The following is an 18,138-nucleotide window of genomic DNA, read 5'->3' on the forward strand; positions in this document are numbered from 1 at the left end:
GTTGAAATCCCGGCCATCACAACAAACCTCAATCTCCAATCAATTATTCCCATCCACCCCCAAGTGCGCGGTATAATTCAACATTCGATGACAATCTGTCTTTTTTTATGGAAGCCAATTCCAATTCAGCACTTAAAAGATTGCTTTGGGCAACGATGACTTCAAGATAAGTGGCCATGCCGTTCTTAAAAAGCATACTGGCATTTGCAATTGCTTTTTTAAGGGTTTCCACCCGTTGGTTTGCAATGGAATATTGAGTAGCCTGCTTGTCAATCTTCGCCAGTGCATCAGAGACTTCTCCTACAGCAACCAATACGGTTTGCCTGAATCCGATTGTAGCCTGTTCGCGTTGTACTTTTGCAATTTCATATTGCGTCCTGATCTTCTTTCCGTTCAGAAGAGGTGCTGTTAAACCACCGGCAACAGAGCCAAACAAAGAAGCTGGAATAGTAAACCAATTACTTGCCTCAAACGCATTTACACCCGCAGTTCCAGTAATAGTTAGTGAAGGATACAAACTGGCTTTTGTAATTCCGACTTTTGCATTAGCTGCTTTCAGAGCCAACTCAGCCGCTTTTACATCGGGTCTTCTGCTTACTAATTGCGCAGGTATTCCGGCCGAAAGATTGTCTTTTACAATAAGGGAATGCAGTTTACTGTTTCTTTCCTTTGCATCCGGAAATGTACCGGTCAGTACACTCAATCCATTTTCCTGAATCAGTATATTTTGTTCCAGCTGCGGAATCAGTTGAGCAGCAACCAATCGTTGGGCTTCTGTTTGCTGCTTCGCTAAAGAAGTGACCTGTCCCGCTTCAAACTGAAGATTTACAATAAAAAGGGTACTGTCATTGAGCATGAGTGTCTTTTTAGCGATTTCCAGTTGAGCATCAAGCATCAGCAAGTCATAAAACCCTTTTGACACATTGGCCACAATAGTAGTCTGTAACGCTTTTTTAGCTTCTGCCGTTTGCATATAAACAGCCAGAGCATTTTTTTTCTGGTTTCTGACTTTGCCCCAAATGCCTACTTCCCATGATAAATTGATTCCGGCAGTATAATCTTCAATATGGTTTTGACCTAAAGACTGATTGGCATTGATTCCGTTAAGGCTATTCTCTGACAATCTGGAAGAACTTGCAGTAGCAAAAGCATTAACTTGTGGTACATTACCCCATTTTGCCTGTTTGTATTGCAGGTTTGCAATATGAATATTCTTTTCCGCAATCTGGAGATCATTGTTTTTTACCAAGGCGACATTGATCAGTTGCACCAAATCTTTTTCATTAAAAAACTGCTCCCATTTTATGTCTGCAACGGTTGTCGTGTCTGTTACAGAAGTATTCCTGAAGCTTTCAGGCACGGCTTCTGTCAATGTTTTACTATCCTGCCCGAACGAACTGAATGTTGTCATCAGCAAAAGCAGTACAGTAAATTTTGTTCTATATTTTTTCATAATCGTAAATTTATAATGGCGTCTTCTTAATAGAAGGACTGAAATTAATGGCCTCCCTTTTTTTCATTGTTAATTACTGCTAACGGTTTTCCTGAAACTTTTTCCTGTAAGTATTGAAAAACAACAAATAATACAGGTATGATAAAAATTCCCAGTGCAACTCCCGACACCATTCCGCCGGCAGCACCAATACTGATAGAGTGATTACCTAAAGCCGATGGACCCGTGGCGCGCATCATTGGAACAAGTCCAACAACAAAAGCCAGTGATGTCATGATAATAGGACGAAGACGGAGCTTTGCAGCTTCCAGTGCAGATGCCAGCAAAGATTTACCTGCTTTTCTTCTCTGTACGGCATACTCAACAATCAGGATGGCATTTTTGGCCAGTAATCCGACTAACATGACGAGGGCGACCTGTACATAAATATTATTTTCAATACCGGCGAGGCCAATAGCAGCAAACACTCCGAATATTCCAGTTGGTATCGAAAGAATAACCGCAGCCGGCAGAATATAACTCTCGTATTGAGCTGCCAGTAAAAAGAATACAAACAGCAAGCTCAAGCCAAATATAATAGCCGATTGTCCTCCTGAAGAGATTTCTTCTTTTGTAAGACCTGAAAACTCAACACTATAACCCGCAGGCAAATGTTTTTCGGCAACGTCCTGAACTGCTTTGATAGCGGCGCCTGAGCTAACTCCCGATTTAGCAATAGCATTCACACTAATGGAGTTAAACAAATTATACCTTGAAGCGGTTTCTGAACCATAAATACGTTTTAATTTGACCAAAGTATTGATAGGAACCATTTCTCCCAACCTGTTTTTCACAAAGATGCCATTCATCGATTCCGGATTGGCTCTGGATTCGGCATCAGCCTGAACCATTACTCTGTAATATTTTCCAAATCGGTTAAAATCCGAAACTTGTGTGCTTCCGAAATACGTTTGCATTGTTTGCAGTATCTCTTTCACATTAACACTTAATTGTTCTGCTTTGACATCATCTACTTCCATTTCAAGCTGAGGATAATCGGCTTTAAAACTGGTAAAAGCCACTGCAATCTCCGGCTGTTTCATCAACTCGCCAACAAATGCATTACTGATACCACTGAATTTACTGATACTTCCGCCTGTTTTATCTTTCAATACAATATCCAGACCGTCTACATTATTAAACCCCGGAACCGTCGGAAAAGTAAACACAAAGAAGTTGGCGCCTTTTATACCGCTTAATTTCCCTCTTACTTCATTCATGATATCGTTAATATCTTTTACTTCTCCTCTTTCTTTGGAAGGCTTCAGCAATACAAATGCGACTCCTGCTGATGGACTGCTGGATTGCGTAAGCATATTGAAACCGGAAAGCTTCATTAAGGTCTTTTTGGATTCCATATTCCCCAAAACATCCTCTACTTCTGTCATTACTGTTTTTGTTCTGTCCAAAGAAGCTCCGGCTGGCATTGACAAGGAAATGGCAATAAAGCCCTGATCTTCGGAAGGAATAAATCCGGTTGGTGTTGTTTTTACCATATAAACCGTTGCCAAAATGACTACTGCTAATCCGCCAAGGCTGATCCATTTGAATTTTATTAAAAAACGAACACTGTTGACATATTTATTCGTCAGTTTTGTAAAGTTGCTATTGAATCCGATAAAGAATTTCTCTTTGAAATTTTTTGACTTTGCATCCGCTTCATCACCATGTTCTTCAGTAGGCATTTCTTTCAGGAATAAAGCTGCCAAAGCAGGGCTCAATGTCAAAGCATTTACCGCTGATATCACGATGGCAATAGCCAATGTAAAAGCAAACTGTCTGTAAAATACCCCTGTTGAACCTTCCATAAATCCGACGGGAAGGAATACAGCCGACATGACCAGTGTAATCGAGATAATGGCACCCGTAATTTCACTCATTGCCGATGTAGTAGCGCTTTTTGGCGAAAGTTTTTTGCTGTGCATTTTCTCATGCACTGCTTCCACGACGACTATGGCATCATCGACAACAATTCCAATGGCAAGTACCAAAGCGAAAAGTGTTAACAGGTTAATAGAAAACCCGAAAATATCCATAAAGAAAAATGTACCCAAAATGGAAACCGGAACCGCAATAGCTGGAATCAGTGTAGAACGAATGTCCTGAAGAAAAAGAAATACAACAATAAATACAAGGATAAATGCTTCAATTAAAGTAGATTTAACCTGTTGTATGGAAAGATCCAGTGAATCTTTGGTGTTGTATAAAATCAAATGTTTTACGTCTTTAGGAAAATCTTTTGACGCTTTTTCCATCATTTCTTTAACCGCAATCTGCACATCGCTCGAATTGGATCCCGGCAATTGATACACCGCTATATTTAGCCCTGACTTACCGTTTACCTGTGTTGTGCTACCGTAAGTATAGGAGCCGAATTCAATTCTTGCAATATCCTTCAGTCTTAAGACTGAGCCGTCACTATTCGAACGGATGATTATATTTTCATATTCGCCTGGCTTACTGAGCTTCCCTTTATATTTAATTACATATTCAAAGGCTTCTTTGCTGCTTTCACCAAATTTACCAGGTGCTGCTTCCAGGTTTTTATCCTGAATTGCCCCCATAACTTCTCTCGGAGTCAGATGGTAACTGGCCATTTTAGAAGGATTAAGCCATACTCGCATAGAATAATCTTTGCTGCTTCCGAAAATTAATGCCTGTCCGACCCCGGGAATCCTTTTAATATCCGGCACAAGGTTAATTTGTGCATAATTTGCCAAAAAGGTCTGGTCGTACTGTTTTTCATTTTCAGTATAAAGATCCACAACCATCAAAAGACTATTTTGTTGTTTCACCGTCGATATCCCTGCCTGGACCACTTCAGAAGGAAGCTGGCTCGTGGCTTGCGACACCCTGTTTTGGACATTTACCGCAGCCTGATCCGGATTTGTTCCTAACTTAAAATTAACGGTAATAACCAAAGAACCGTCATTACTGGCAGTAGAACTCATATAACTCATGTTTTCCACACCGTTGATGGCCTCTTCAAGAGAAGGAGCTACTGAGCGTAAAACGGTTTCTGCATTAGCACCTGGATAAAAGGCAGTCACTTGTACTGCTGGCGGCGCAATATCAGGAAATTGCTGCAAGGGAAGAGTTGTGAGCCCTATAACTCCCAGGATAACAATTATTATAGCGATAACTGTTGACAGTACGGGCCTGTCAATAAATTTTTGTAACATAATTTCTGTTTGTGATTAATTTAATTAGATTTTGGCCACTGCTTTTTTCTCTTTTTCAGGAATAATTACGGCGCCATCTGCAAGGCTTTCAAATCCTTTGGTTACAATTCTGTCCCCGGTTTTAATACCTTCAGTAATCAGGTAATCTGTTCCGCTTTTCCCGCCTACTGAAACAGGCTGTTTGGTTACGGTATTTTTTTTATCTACCAGAAATACAAATATTTTATCTTGAATTTCCATAGTAGCTTCCTGCGGTACAAGCAAACTGTTTTTGTGTTGCATACTAAGTTTGATTTTCCCTGTGTTTCCAGATCTTAACAACCCTTTAGAATTAGGAAAAGTAGCTCTCAAAGTAATCGCTCCCGTTGTTTTATCAAACTGGCCGTCGACCATATCAACCCTTCCGCGTTCTGCATAAACCGAATTATCAGACAATACCAAAGAAACAGGCGGCAGCTTTTTAAGCTTATCATGGATGGTGTTGCCTTCATATTGCGACTTGAAATGAATAAAATCATTTTCGCCCAAAGAGAAGTAAGCATATATTTCCTTGATATCCGAAAGCTGGGTAAGTGCTTCAGGATCTGCCGGGCTTAATTGGCTGCCCTGTTTTTTTGGTAATCTTCCTATATAACCGCTTACCGGCGCTTTGATTAAGGTATAACTAAGACTGATTTGAGCAGCACCAACCAAAGCTTTTGATTGTGCGACATTGGCTTTAGCAATATTTAAGCTTGCTTTTGCTGTTTTCAGCTGGTAATCCGATACGACTTTATTTTGTACCAAAGGAGCTAATTTCTCCACCTCAAGATGTGCATTTACAGCGGCTGCTTCTGCTGCATTCAGACTTGCCAAAGCATTGTTCAGCTGTTCGCGGTAAGAGCGGTCATTGATTTTAAATAAAGGTTGTCCTTGAGATACATACGCTCCTTCATCCACAAATATTTTGTCTAAAGTACCGCTTACCTGCGGTCTGATTTCCACATCAACTGTTCCTTCAATGGCAGCCGGGAATTCAGACTCTGTAGTTGCTGTTGATGAATTAATACTCAACACCGGAAGTGTTACGGCAGACGGCGCCTGAGCAGCTTCGTTATTGTTGCCACATCCAGTTAATAATAACGTGATAAGACTTAAAATGATACTAATTTTCATGATGTTTGATTTGTTGTTACTAATTATTGATTCTTGTTCTAATTGAATTGTTGCTGTTTTTTCCATGATGTTTGTTGGTTTTTTTGAAATGAACGTTTCAGAATTTAAGCTGATTTTGAATTAATAATGCCCGAAACTTAGGATGTGATAAATGTGTTGTCTTTTTCAATTGGTTTTCTTTTTTGAAACGTTCATTTCAGAATTTACGCTGATTTACAAACGATTACTGATAAAATAAATTATTATTTTGAAATGTTTATTCCAGAATTATGTAAAAAAAATATTACTTACGCGTAATATTCTTAATCAGGTATTCTGACATTTTTTTAATTTTAATAGGATCCTGATGCAGGATGTATGCCTGTTTCCAACCTGTAAATGTTGTTAAAATGTATTCTGCCATTAAGGAAGCATCTTCATCAGTATCCAGCTCTCCATCATCGATGGCTTTTTGAATTATTCCTGACATAAGTTCCAGGTATATTTCATTATTTCTGCTCAGGACCTTTCTCACTTCAACATCTTCCGGGGCAATTTCGAATATCGTTTTAACACCCAGACAGCCTTTTTCGCAATCAACTACCCAGGCAGCTTTATCTCTGATAATATTGACCAGCGCCTGCAATGCTGATTTTTCCTTGGCTACTTTTTCCTTGGTTTCACGCAGTCCGGCTTCAGCATAAGTGGTTACACATTTTATAAAAAGACAGTGTTTGTCTCCTATAGTATTATATAAACTGCTTCTGTTGATCTGCATCGCATCGACTAAATCCTGCATTGAGGTTGCATGATAGCCTTTTTCCCAAAAGACATTCATCGCTTTCTCAATAATCTCACATTCATTAAATTCTACATTCCGTCCCATGCTATGGATATTTCTGGGACAAAGATATAATTATTTTTGAAACAATCGTTTCAGAAAGATCTTTTTTCTATATATTTGCATACTATTTTTTTAAATCTCCCTAAAATCAAGAGATTCCAATTAAATTATTTTTCCCGGTTCTTCTGTTTTTTTTGTAAACACATTAGTAATTCAAAAAAATACTCACAATTTTTTGTTTACAGTCATCGGAATAAAATGTCAAAACAGTATCTTTAATTCGATATAATGTGCTTAGGAAAAACAGTTAACGCTAAACTTTTCTCTTTTAAAACTATGAAAATATTGCTTCGTTACCTCAAACAATACCAATCCACTGTCATACTGACTTTGGTTTTAGCTGCTGTTAATCAGGTTTTTTCTTTACTGGATCCTTTCATATTTCGTAAAATCATCGATGATGTTGCTACTGTATACAGAGCAGAAAATCATACGGCAGAACAGTTTTTCCATGCTATCTTACCGCTTTCCGCTGCTTCTGTAGGGGTTGCATTTGTCAGCCGAATTGCAAAAAATTTCCAGGATTATTACATCAATACAATAACCCAACGTGTGGGTGCCCAGATATATGCTGACGGCATCAGTCATTCTTTGGAATTACCTTACGAATCCTTTGAAGACCAGCGCTCAGGCGAAACGCTCGGAATACTTCAAAAAGTAAGAACCGATGTAGAAAAACTAATCGGTGTCGGAATTAATATCCTTTTTCAATCTATAATCGCTTTGATTTTCATTTCGATTTATGCCTACTCTGTGCATTGGTCCATATTGCCTTTGTTTTTAGCTACAGGTCCGCTAATTGCCTGGATCAGTTCGGTGTTGAGCAGAAAAATCAAAACAATTCAGATTCAGATTGTCAAAGAATCGACAAGTCTTGCCGGTACAACCACGGAATCCTTACGCAATATAGAACTGGTAAAATCTTTAGGGCTGGCAAAACAGGAAATTGCCCAATTGAATGCCACAACCCAAAAAATTCTCAAACTGGAACTTAAGAAAGTCAAATACATCCGGTCCATGTCATTTGTTCAGGGAACTTGCGTTAACCTGCTTCGTACGCTGATGGTTTTAGTATTGATTTATCTTATTTACCAGGGTAAAATCACTTTAGGGGAATTCTATTCACTAAACATTTACTCCTTCTTTTTATTTGGTCCATTACAGGAAATTGGAAATGTTGTCAATACGTATCGTGAGGCCGAAGTGTCTCTCCAGAATTTCGAAAATATCTTCAAAATACCAGTCGAAGTAAAGCCTACAAATCCGTATCCGATAATCAATATTGACACTCTTGAATTTCAGGAAGTTAAATTCAAACACCAATCGGCTACCAAAGATGCCTTACGCAATATCTCTTTCAAAGCAAAACGTGGAGAAACCATTGCTTTTGTAGGACCTTCAGGTTCAGGAAAATCAACTTTGGTAAAATTACTGGTCGGATTATACAAACCCAAAGAAGGAAAAATTCTTTATAATGCCCATAATTTTGATGAGATTGATTTCGATCAGTTTCGTAAACGCCTCGGTTTCGTGACCCAGGACACTCAATTGTTTTCAGGTTCTATTCGGGAAAACCTGTTATTTGTTAATCCGAATGCTACTGACGAGCAGTGTCTTGATGTTTTGAGAAAAGCGGCTTGTCATACTCTTTTGGACAGAGCCGACAAAGGCTTAGACACGCTCATTGGTGAAGGCGGAGTCAAAGTTTCCGGAGGTGAAAAGCAACGTCTAAGCATTGCCAGAGCCTTACTCCGCAGTCCGAACCTTCTGGTTTTTGACGAAGCAACATCTTCGCTTGATTCGCTGACAGAAGAAGAAATTTCAGAAACCATTCGTGAAGTATCTGTAGATAAGACCCATCTTACCATTGTCATTGCGCACCGTCTGAGCACTATCATGCATGCTACCAATATCTTTGTTTTGGAAAAAGGACAAATAGTAGAAAGTGGTTCTCACGAAAAACTTTTAAAACTACGCGGACTGTATTATGCTATGTGGAGACAGCAAATCGGTGAAAAAGATCTGGAGGAAATAGCAGAATAATAACAGGAGAAGGCAAAACCCTACTCCTTACTTGCAATAAAAAAACCAGTTTTTCAGGCTGGTTTTTTTTTACATCTCTGTATTTCCTAATAATTCAGGTTCACCCCAAACCCAAACCCCATATCGCTGTCATAATGGGTTGTGATACCTACGTTTCTTTTAAGAATATAACGCAAACCGGCCATGTACTCTTTGTCCGTATTCCACATGATATCCATTCGCAGGCGTTTTGAAAGCGGTATGTCCATCCGTTCCAATTGCAGCCTGAAATTACCGTCGGTAAACACTTCAGCCTGAGCCTTGATCAGCATAGGCATGGTGTATTCAATACCTGCGCTAAATACCGCCCGATTGTCTTTCGTATTGGATTGATTAAAAAGGTTCTTCTCCATTTCTCCTTCTTCCATTTCCCTATAGCGCCAATCAAATCCGACAAAAGGCATGATCCACTGCATTTTACCCAAATACCTTCCTATGTGCGTTTCCGTTTCATACCCATGCATTTTGCTATAACCCAAACGCCATTCTGTGCCAATATTCCAACGTGTGTTACCCAGCATGGCTTCTCCGTCGTTCCCGTTTGTAGCAAAATCATTTTCTGTCATAAAATGGAATTTCCTGTCATCCGCAAATAATTTTCGTTGTGCTAATTTCGGATTTGGAATTAATGGATTAGGTGCTTGGTTTTCGTAAGTAAAAATTCTTCCCATTCCTGCCATCATGTGATACAGGATATGACAATGAAAAAACCAATCGCCTTCTGCATTGGCGTTAAACTCAATGGTATCGGTTTCCATCGGCATAATATCAATGATATTCTTCAATGGTGCATAATCCCCTTGCCCGTTAATCACCCTAAAATCATGACCGTGCAAATGCATCGGATGCCGCATCATCGAACCGTTGTAGAGTACGATTCTAACATTCTCCCCTTTTTTAATCAGAATTTTATCGGTTTCAGAAACCACTTTATTATCCAAACTCCACACATAACGGTTCATATTTCCCGAGAGTTCAAAACGCAGTTCTTTCACTGGAGCGCTTTGAGGAAGATTGGTTTTCGAGGTCGCTTTGAGCATCGCATAATTTAGGGTAACAATATCCGAAAGGTCATTGCTGTCGTAGGAAGCCGCTCCCATTTTCATGGTATCCGCATTGTGGTTCGCTTTTGCTTTTGCTTCTCCTGTAATTTCGGGATACATCACCACATTCATATCCATTTGATTGAGCGACATTTGCATTCCCATATCGTCTAAATCTCCGTTCATTTTCATCATATCGTTCATCATCTTCATTCCTTCAAAATATTTCAATTTTGGAAGCGGTGATGTCAGTTGCCTGATACCGCCCCCTAAATACAATGATGCTGATTGGGTTCTGTCTTCGGCTGTAGCCAAAAATTCATACGCCGTTTTATCCGCCGGAATAGTAACAATTACATCATACGTTTCGGAAACAGCAATAATCAATCTGTCAACACTAACCGGTTCAACATCGTTACCATCATTAGCTACTACTGTCATTTTTCCGCCAGCGTAGGTTAACCAGAAGTACGTTGATGCTCCGCCATTTGAAATCCGCAATCGGACTTTATCTCCTCCTTTAAATTGGGATAGCTGGCTTTCTTTTTTCCCGTTAATCAAGAACTTTTCGTAATAGACATCGCTCACATCCATAGCATTCATGCGTTTCCATTCATTGGTCAATTTGGTTTTAAAATGACCTTGCCTGACCGCTTCCGCATAACTCTGTGTGGTCCCTTTTTTTATGGCAAACCAATCAGAAGCATTGTGCAGCATCCGATGTACATTTTCAGGGTTGCTATCCGTCCATTCACTCAAAACAATGGGAATTGCAGGTACATCATCTATTCCTTTCCTAAATGATGGATCGCCTTCTCTTTTATTCATTACAAAAGAACCGTACATTCCTATTTGTTCCTGTAATCCCGAATGGCTGTGATACCAATGTGTACCATGCTGAGTTATCGGAAAAGTATACGTATGTGTCGTGTGTGGCTTAATTGGCATTTGTGTCAGATTGGGCACACCGTCTTCTTTATTGGGCAAAAACAGTCCATGCCAATGCATCGCCGTTTCTTCGTCTAATTCATTATGTACCTTAATCTCTGCTATATCTCCTTCGGTAAAAGTAAGTGTTGGCATGGGAATTTGCCCGTTTACCGCAATGGCTCTTTTTTCTTTTCCTGAAAAATTGACAAGAGTATCTTTTACATATAAATCGTACCGCACTATTTTTTGGCCCTGCATCTGCTGCAAGGCAAAAAGGAAGGACAGTAGTAAAACCATCCTTCTTATGTATTTATTCTTTCTGCTGTTCATTTTAGATTTGTGTTAAGAGCATTATGCCGCTCATGGCAATCATCAGTGCATCTTCGATAATAGTAACAGTGCTCATGGGCAAATTGAAGACAGCTCCCAAACAGGCACACTGAATTTTCTTTTTATTCAATACCGACTGCAATACCCCAATACTGCTAATTGACATCACAACAAACGTAACGCTGTTGGTAACTATGGAATTAAAATTAATCAGATTGGCAACACCAAGACCTAATTCGACAAAAGCGTAGGCATACGCCCATACCGGAAGTTTTTTTGCCAGCACATCATACATGACATAACTTTCCGCAAAACCTTTTAAGTTCAAAAGTTTGAAAAAAGAAAACACTAAAAAGAACCCGGCCATAAAATGGCGCATCCATTCCATACCGTCAAAATGCTCATTCTTCAACTGGATCAAAACCGTTACCAGACTGATATAAAAGAATATCAGCAAAATAGGTCTATAGGTTTCCAGCCACGATTTTGCCTGTTCGGCTGTTTCATTATGATGCGTTGCCGAAATCTGGTATTTGCTGTCAAGCGCTTGTTGAAAAACGGGTAAGGCAATGTGTTTGTCCATAGTAATTACAGCCGAATTACTTTCTTTAGAAACTTCCGCATTTGTTACATGTTCTACCATCAGTAAAGCTGTTTTCACTTTTGCCTCGCAACTGCTGCATGTCATTCCTGTTATTTGATATCGGTGTGTCATTGTTTTATCTTTAGTAATTATACAATGCAAATTTCCGAAGTATTCCCTTTTTCATGTTATACAATTTTGGGAATGATTTACAAGATTTACAAGCTCTCAATCTGCTGGCGCTTTTTATCTTTCAGTTGCTTAAAATAGGTGGGCGTAAATCCTGTTACTTTTTTAAATTGACTACTCAAATGAGCTACATTACTATAATGCAATAAATAAGCAATCTCGCTCAGCGTCATTTCATTATAAATAATCAGTTCTTTTACCTTTTCTATTTTCTGCTGTATAAAGTACTTTTCGATGGTCGTATTTTCTACTTCCGAAAAAAGGCTGCTTAATGAATTATAATCCTGAGACAGATTTTCAGACAAATAATCGGACAGATTGGTTTTCAGCTCATTGTTTTTATGGTGGACCAAATCAATAATTACTGTTTTAATTTTATCTATCGTTTTACTTTTCTTATCATCAATCAGATCAAAACCCAGCAAACGAAGGCGCTGAAGCAGTGTCTCTTTTTGGCTTTCTGTTATCTCTTTTTCTAATTCGACTTCGCCTAATTCAACCAAAAGTGGAGGAAGCCCAAGTTGTTCAAACTCGGACTTCACTACCATTTTACAGCGGCCGCATACCATATTTTTGATATAAAGCTTCATCTTATTGAATCGTTTCAACTGTTTTTCCGCAAGTCAGCATTTGCGAACCATAATACGGGTTTTTGATGGCATTTTCCTTACTTAGCCAATTAGCCCCTTTCCCGTCATTGGCCATAGGGCAAAACTGATAATAAACGGGAGTTGTCGTTTTTGAAACTTTAATCAGAGCATACATATTTTTTGAAAGGCTCATGAAATGATCTCGTTGGTGCTTGCTGTCTTTGGTTCCGGCAATATGTTCCGAATCTTCTTTTAAATCTTCCAGCACTTTCATCCAGACCAAATGAACATCCGTACCCAGTTTGTTCATTTTTACTGCCTGAATTGCCTTTGCCAGTTCTTTTGCCTTTTCAGATGCAACGTTACCATCTGTTTTAACCAAAGCATCTTTAAGGGCAAAATAATAATCGAATACAGGCTGGAGCTGGTTGGTCTCCTGATTTTCCTCTTTTGCCGTTTTTGAATGATCCGCATGGTTTTCCATGTTGTCCATTTGTGCCTTATTGTTTGATCCCTCAACAACTTCCGCTTTTAAGGCTGATTTAGCCTCTCTTTTATATTGACAGCATTCAGGAAGTTTTGAATACACATTGTCCGGAGCAAGAAATTTATCGCTGTCATACCCAGCCAGAGCGATGCGTTTCAAAATTTCATCCTGATTTGTTTGTTTTGCATCGTAAGTAATTGCAGCTATTTTGGTATCCGTATTCCAATCGACTTTGGCTAATTTTCGGACATTTCCTGCCTTCTCAATTGTTTCTTTACACATATCACAGTTCCCGTAAATTTTTACTGTCTCTGTTTTTGCTTCTTTAATTTGTGACTCACATGCCGTGAATGATAGCAACGCTATAGCTGCTACCAGTATTTTTGATATTGATTTTTTCATTTTTTGTTTTTTGAATGGAACTCGTATAGTCCGTTTCTTTCGAAATTTTATTTGAACAACACATCGGAAAACATTCTTTTGCTTCCGTTACAACAGTCCTATGGCTGTCAAAGAATAAAATTAAACTATTTTTGGCGGTAACCAAACAGAATAGAAACCGGAAGAGATGCTGGTTTCATTATGATAAAATTTTTGTTTTTCTGATCGAAAATCAAAAGAATTGCTTTTGAATTCTATTTCATTCCAAACAGGCAGACTTAATTGAACCGTAGAAGTTGTACAATTCAAATGTCCGCATTTTCCTTCGCAATCTTTTTGTGCTTCTTTTGGATCTTTACTTTTTTCACAGCAATCCTTTTTAGCCTTCTTGGCAGTCATTTCCTTTTTACAACAGGATTTTTCTGCTTTTATTTCACACGCATAACTCACACTCGGCATCAAAAAAAAGCCAAGTACCATACATAAAAATAAAAGGTGAAATTTTTTCATTGAATCAAAATAGCGAAACAAAATTAGATAAATAATACCAGCTCGTTATTAAAAAAGCGTTAAAAAAACGATTAATAAAGCCTAATTCTCTTAAAGCACAAGAATAAATCCACCCAGCATCCTTCCTCTATGTAAGGCAATTACATTGGCTGCAAACCGCCTCATTAAAAAAGTAAATCATCAAACAAATTGACATTTCTTTAAAATAACATTAACGTTTTGTTTAATACTATTGTTTTTTTTCAATTATTCTTATCTTTGGCTGAAATATCCCACACCCCAAAATCATGTCCAAAAACAAATGCAAACTCAGGTTTTTAACTCTTGTTGCCCTACTGTTTCTGCAAAACTATGCCATAGCGCAGGGAGATTCACAAGCAACATGCGATGCTTTAATTGAAAAAGGGAAAGCAGCGCTCAACAAGCATCAGAATTCCAATTCTCTGCAATTGCTGACCGGCGCGCTTACTTTGGCCAAAAAGAATAATTGGAGCAGGCAGCAATTTTTGGCATTAAATAATATTGGCGCCAATTATTATATGCTTCTGGAGTATGGCGAAGCACTCAATTATTATTTGGAAGCTTACACCCTTGCTATTAAACGGCTGGGAACAAAAGAAGAAATGACTGTGCTGAATAATATCGCTATCCTTTATTTTGAAGAAGAAGATTACTCCAAAGCCAACGATTATTTTAAAAGGGCTTACATAATTGCAAAAGAAAGGAAAGACACGGTAAAAATTGGAATGTATGCCGTAAATCTTGGAAATTCGGCCAATGGAACAGGCGACTATAATTTAGGACGGGCTTATTTTAATGAAGCGCTGCCTCTTTTAGCACACAAGGAAGAGTTTCTGGTGCTGGCAAAAATCGGGATTTGTGTCTGCGATCTGAATGAAGGGAAATCAGAAACGGCAAAAAAAACAGCAGAACAATTGCTGAAAACAACAAAAAACCTGGACAGTAACGAAATCGAAATATTATTGTATTCTGTCATTGCAAGAGCATACCTCGATGAAAATAAATTCGACAATGCCAAGCTGTATGTAGATAAAATTCTAGCCAAAGACCCAAATCCTAAAATGAAAATCGACTCTTATGGTTTGATGTCTCTGATCCATTTCGGCAAAAAGAATTATGAAGCTGCCTTTCAGTACAAAGACTCCATCATCAAAACCAATCAGAATCTGAATAAGGACAAAGACAATAAACTCTACGAAAACAGCAAAGTAAAACTGGGTATTGTAAATTACAAGAACCAATTAACAGCCAACGAAGCCAAACGAATCGATGAAAGGAAAATATTCTATTCTATTATTGCCGGTATCCTGATCATTGTAATTTCTGTCATTTGGGTTTTGCGGAGTTTATCCATAAAACACAAACAAAAAAAGGCTATTGCAGAGCGGGACAGGCAAATTCTCGAATTGGAATTGATCAAAAAGAACAATGAATCATTGCAGTTTGAAAAAGAATGCAGCGAAAACAAAACGATCTTACTCTCCGAACAGGAACGTCTAAAAAAGGAAATAGAATTAAAGAACAGAAAATTATCTGTAAAAGCATTGTATTTATCCGGGCGAAATCATATGATTGAGAATATTTTATCCGAACTCTCCAGACTGGCACAGGTTTCTAAAAACAATGTGCTGATCACTCAGATGGAATCTTTAAAAAGTCATCTGGACCTGAATAACGACTGGAATGATTTCGTAACGCATTTTGAAGAAGTCAATCAGGGATTCCTAAATGCTCTAAAAGCAAAACACACGAATCTTTCGGTAAACGATATACGGTATATTTCCTACATCTATATGAATCTAAACAATAAAGAAATCGCTTCAATGCTCAATATTTCGCAAGATTCTTCCCGAAAAAGAAAAGAAAGGATAACATCAAAAATGGAATTGCCGGATAGCGTAAACCTTTATGATTACTTGGCTTCACTAGATTAGTCACAATTTATCCCGACTTATGTCACAAATTATACTGTTTTAAATTTCGGTTGTTTGTTTGCTTATTTCAATATTTGGCAAAACTATAACTAACCGACAACCTATGAAGAAAATTACTTTACTATTTACCTTCCTGCTGGCTTTTGCCTTTCAGGGTTATTCACAATTCAGCGACAGTTTCGAAGCTGGAATCCTTCCGACATGGACTGTCGTCAACGGCGGCGACACCAACCAATGGGAAGCCTGGGAAGACGACTCTTTACCCATAGACGCCCACACCGGAAGCCATGTAGTCAGAATAAGCTACTCTTCAGATGCTCATGATGATTATCTGATAACACCACAATTTACGGTCACAGCAGGTATCTCAAATCAATTGTCTCTTTGGGCCAACAATGCTTCAGCGGCTTATCCTGAATCTTTTGACATCCTGATTTCAACAACAGGGACCAATCCGGCTAATTTCGCAGCAGCTCTTACCGGAGCGCCCGTAACACCCCCGGAACAAACCTGGCAAAAATACACCTACAACTTAAACGCGTATGTAGGCCAGACGGTATACATTGCTTTTCGTTCTGCTACAACAAATATGAATGAACTTTACCTTGATGATATCATGGTCAATGCAATTCCTTTAACTCCTCCTGTCTGTATTACAAATCCAGTTTCAACCATAAATCCTACTTGTGGAAATTTTGCCTCCTCTATTACCTGGGATATGACAACCGATGCAGATGGGTATTATCTGACTATTGGCACCACTCCCGGAGGGACGGATATTGTAAACAGTCAGGATATGGGGTTAAACAACAACTATATTTTAAACAGTCCGACGGCGAACACAACCTACTACTGGAAAGCCGTTCCTTACAATATTATCGGTTCCTCCGTAGGTTGTTTGGTCAATAGCTTCACAACAGCTGCTGCTCCATGCTTCTGTGCTCCAAACCCAAGTTCTGTAGATGGATCCGGTATAACCAATGTTACTATAGGGACCATAAACAATACAACAGGGACAGAAACTAACAATTACGGAGACTTCAGTGCTATGGTAACTAACGTATACCAAGGATTGAACACCCCTATTTCGATTACTTACCAAACCGGATACACGTATGAAACAAAAGTTTGGATCGATTGGAATAATGATTATGATTTTGAAGATGTAGGGGAAGAAATTTTCTCAGGCACTTCTACTGCAGACAACCCAACTACACTTACCATTCCGTACAGCATCCCTGTAACAGCTCCTTTAGGCAATCACAGAATGCGTATCGGCGGAGTAGACAGCGGCCCAATTACTCCTTGCTATGAGTACAGTTATGGTTCATTTGAAGATTATACGATCAATGTCGCTGTGGCTACCTGTACACCGGCTGCGGCAACAAAAGTGATTTCTTTCGATTGTCCGAACAACCGGTTTTTTGCTCAGGTGAATGTCACAGCTTTAGGAAGTGGCACTCCTTCTATCACGGATGGTACAACAACTTGGCCGGTAACAGCTACCGGAGTCGTGCAAGTGGGCCCTTTCCCTTTTGGAACTCCTGTAACATTAACATTACAACACGGAAGCAATCCTATTTGCGATATCGCATTAGGGACAAGCAATTATGCAGCATGCCCTCCAACAAATGACGAATGTACAAGTGCCATTCCATTGACTCTTGGCGGAAGCTATTCAGCGAATATTGCAAATGGTTCTAATTCACAAGCAACAGCTTCTCCGGAAGCGGCGACAACCTGTTTTGGTTTTTTTGGCGGAGATGTCTGGTATAGCGTTATTGTTCCGCCAAGCGGCAATATTACTATCGAAACCGGGGATACTTCTGCAGGAAATGCTCCGGCATTTGACTCTGTGATTTCAATATACTCCGGGGTTTGTGGTTCGTTAACACACATTGATTGTGACGATGACGGTGCAGCTACGGGTGGCTATTCATTAAAAGCAATTACGGGACAAACTCCTGGAACTACCTTATATGTACGTGTATTCGAGTATTTCAATGATAGTGTGGCCGATTTCGGAATTGCCGCTTACGATACTTCTTTAAGTACTCCTTCATTTGGTAATGCTGACGGTTTATCTGTCTTCCCAAATCCGGCAACAGACGTATTGAACATAGCGTATACTTCCGTTATTTCCAAAATAGCCATCTATAATTTGCTGGGTCAGGAAGTACTGAACAGAAGCATTAACGCTACGCAATCACAAGTGGATATCTCCAGCCTGACCAACGGCACTTATTTAGTTAAAGTGGAAGTGGACGGATTGATAAAAACACTGAAGATTGTAAAATCAAATTAATTCATTTATTTTTTTAGTTGCTAAAATGACGAGGCATTGAT

The 18,138-nt window shown here is 39.0% G+C and carries 12 protein-coding genes; 3 read left to right on the forward strand and 9 right to left on the reverse strand.

Annotated features, from left to right (window positions below):
- Positions 1-43 precede the first annotated feature (43 nt).
- The 4 genes from ACRDEC_RS15210 to ACRDEC_RS15225 form a co-directional block, all read right to left on the reverse strand.
- A complete protein-coding gene (locus tag ACRDEC_RS15210; RefSeq protein ID WP_431499219.1) occupies positions 44-1,453 on the reverse strand; it encodes an efflux transporter outer membrane subunit in 1,410 nt (469 codons plus the stop codon).
- Between the two features lie 44 nt (positions 1,454-1,497).
- On the reverse strand, positions 1,498-4,674 hold the full coding sequence (locus tag ACRDEC_RS15215; protein ID WP_431499220.1) for an efflux RND transporter permease subunit: 3,177 nt from the start codon (positions 4,672-4,674) through the stop codon (positions 1,498-1,500).
- Between the two features lie 24 nt (positions 4,675-4,698).
- Positions 4,699-5,829, reverse strand: coding sequence for an efflux RND transporter periplasmic adaptor subunit (locus ACRDEC_RS15220; RefSeq protein ID WP_431499243.1), 1,131 nt, complete (start codon positions 5,827-5,829; stop codon positions 4,699-4,701).
- Positions 5,830-6,112: 283 nt separating this feature from the next.
- Complete coding sequence (locus tag ACRDEC_RS15225; RefSeq protein WP_431499221.1) at positions 6,113-6,694, reverse strand: TetR/AcrR family transcriptional regulator; 582 nt, start codon at positions 6,692-6,694, stop codon at positions 6,113-6,115.
- Positions 6,695-6,988: 294 nt separating this feature from the next.
- On the opposite strand from ACRDEC_RS15225, the gene ACRDEC_RS15230 reads away from it, so the two are divergent.
- Positions 6,989-8,755 (forward strand): ABC transporter ATP-binding protein, encoded by a 1,767-nt coding sequence (locus ACRDEC_RS15230; protein WP_431499222.1) that lies wholly within the window; start codon positions 6,989-6,991, stop codon positions 8,753-8,755.
- Between the two features lie 86 nt (positions 8,756-8,841).
- On the opposite strand, the gene ACRDEC_RS15235 is transcribed toward ACRDEC_RS15230, so the two are convergent.
- From ACRDEC_RS15235 to ACRDEC_RS15255, 5 genes are all read right to left on the reverse strand, one after another.
- Positions 8,842-11,097, reverse strand: a complete 2,256-nt coding sequence (locus ACRDEC_RS15235) for a multicopper oxidase domain-containing protein (protein ID WP_431499223.1) — start codon at positions 11,095-11,097, stop codon at positions 8,842-8,844.
- Position 11,098: 1 nt separating this feature from the next.
- A complete protein-coding gene (locus ACRDEC_RS15240; RefSeq protein WP_431499224.1) occupies positions 11,099-11,812 on the reverse strand; it encodes a heavy-metal-associated domain-containing protein in 714 nt (237 codons plus the stop codon).
- Positions 11,813-11,898: 86 nt separating this feature from the next.
- Entirely contained in the window at positions 11,899-12,417 is a 519-nt protein-coding gene (locus tag ACRDEC_RS15245; protein ID WP_431499225.1) for a helix-turn-helix domain-containing protein, read from the reverse strand.
- Positions 12,418-12,460: 43 nt separating this feature from the next.
- Positions 12,461-13,348 (reverse strand): DUF3347 domain-containing protein, encoded by an 888-nt coding sequence (locus tag ACRDEC_RS15250; RefSeq protein ID WP_431499226.1) that lies wholly within the window; start codon positions 13,346-13,348, stop codon positions 12,461-12,463.
- Between the two features lie 120 nt (positions 13,349-13,468).
- The gene (locus tag ACRDEC_RS15255) at positions 13,469-13,726 is read right to left on the reverse strand and encodes a hypothetical protein (protein ID WP_431499227.1); all 258 of its coding nucleotides are present in this window, start codon (positions 13,724-13,726) and stop codon (positions 13,469-13,471) included.
- Between the two features lie 398 nt (positions 13,727-14,124).
- On the opposite strand from ACRDEC_RS15255, the gene ACRDEC_RS15260 reads away from it, so the two are divergent.
- Together ACRDEC_RS15260 and ACRDEC_RS15265 are read left to right on the forward strand one after the other, a co-directional pair.
- Entirely contained in the window at positions 14,125-15,792 is a 1,668-nt protein-coding gene (locus ACRDEC_RS15260) for a tetratricopeptide repeat protein (RefSeq protein WP_431499228.1), read from the forward strand.
- A 103-nt stretch (positions 15,793-15,895) separates the two neighbouring features.
- The gene (locus tag ACRDEC_RS15265; protein WP_431499229.1) at positions 15,896-18,097 is read left to right on the forward strand and encodes a choice-of-anchor J domain-containing protein; all 2,202 of its coding nucleotides are present in this window, start codon (positions 15,896-15,898) and stop codon (positions 18,095-18,097) included.
- Positions 18,098-18,138 lie beyond the last annotated feature (41 nt).

Source organism: Flavobacterium sp. (genome assembly GCF_050696275.1).
Classification (GTDB): Bacteria; Bacteroidota; Bacteroidia; order Flavobacteriales; family Flavobacteriaceae; genus Flavobacterium.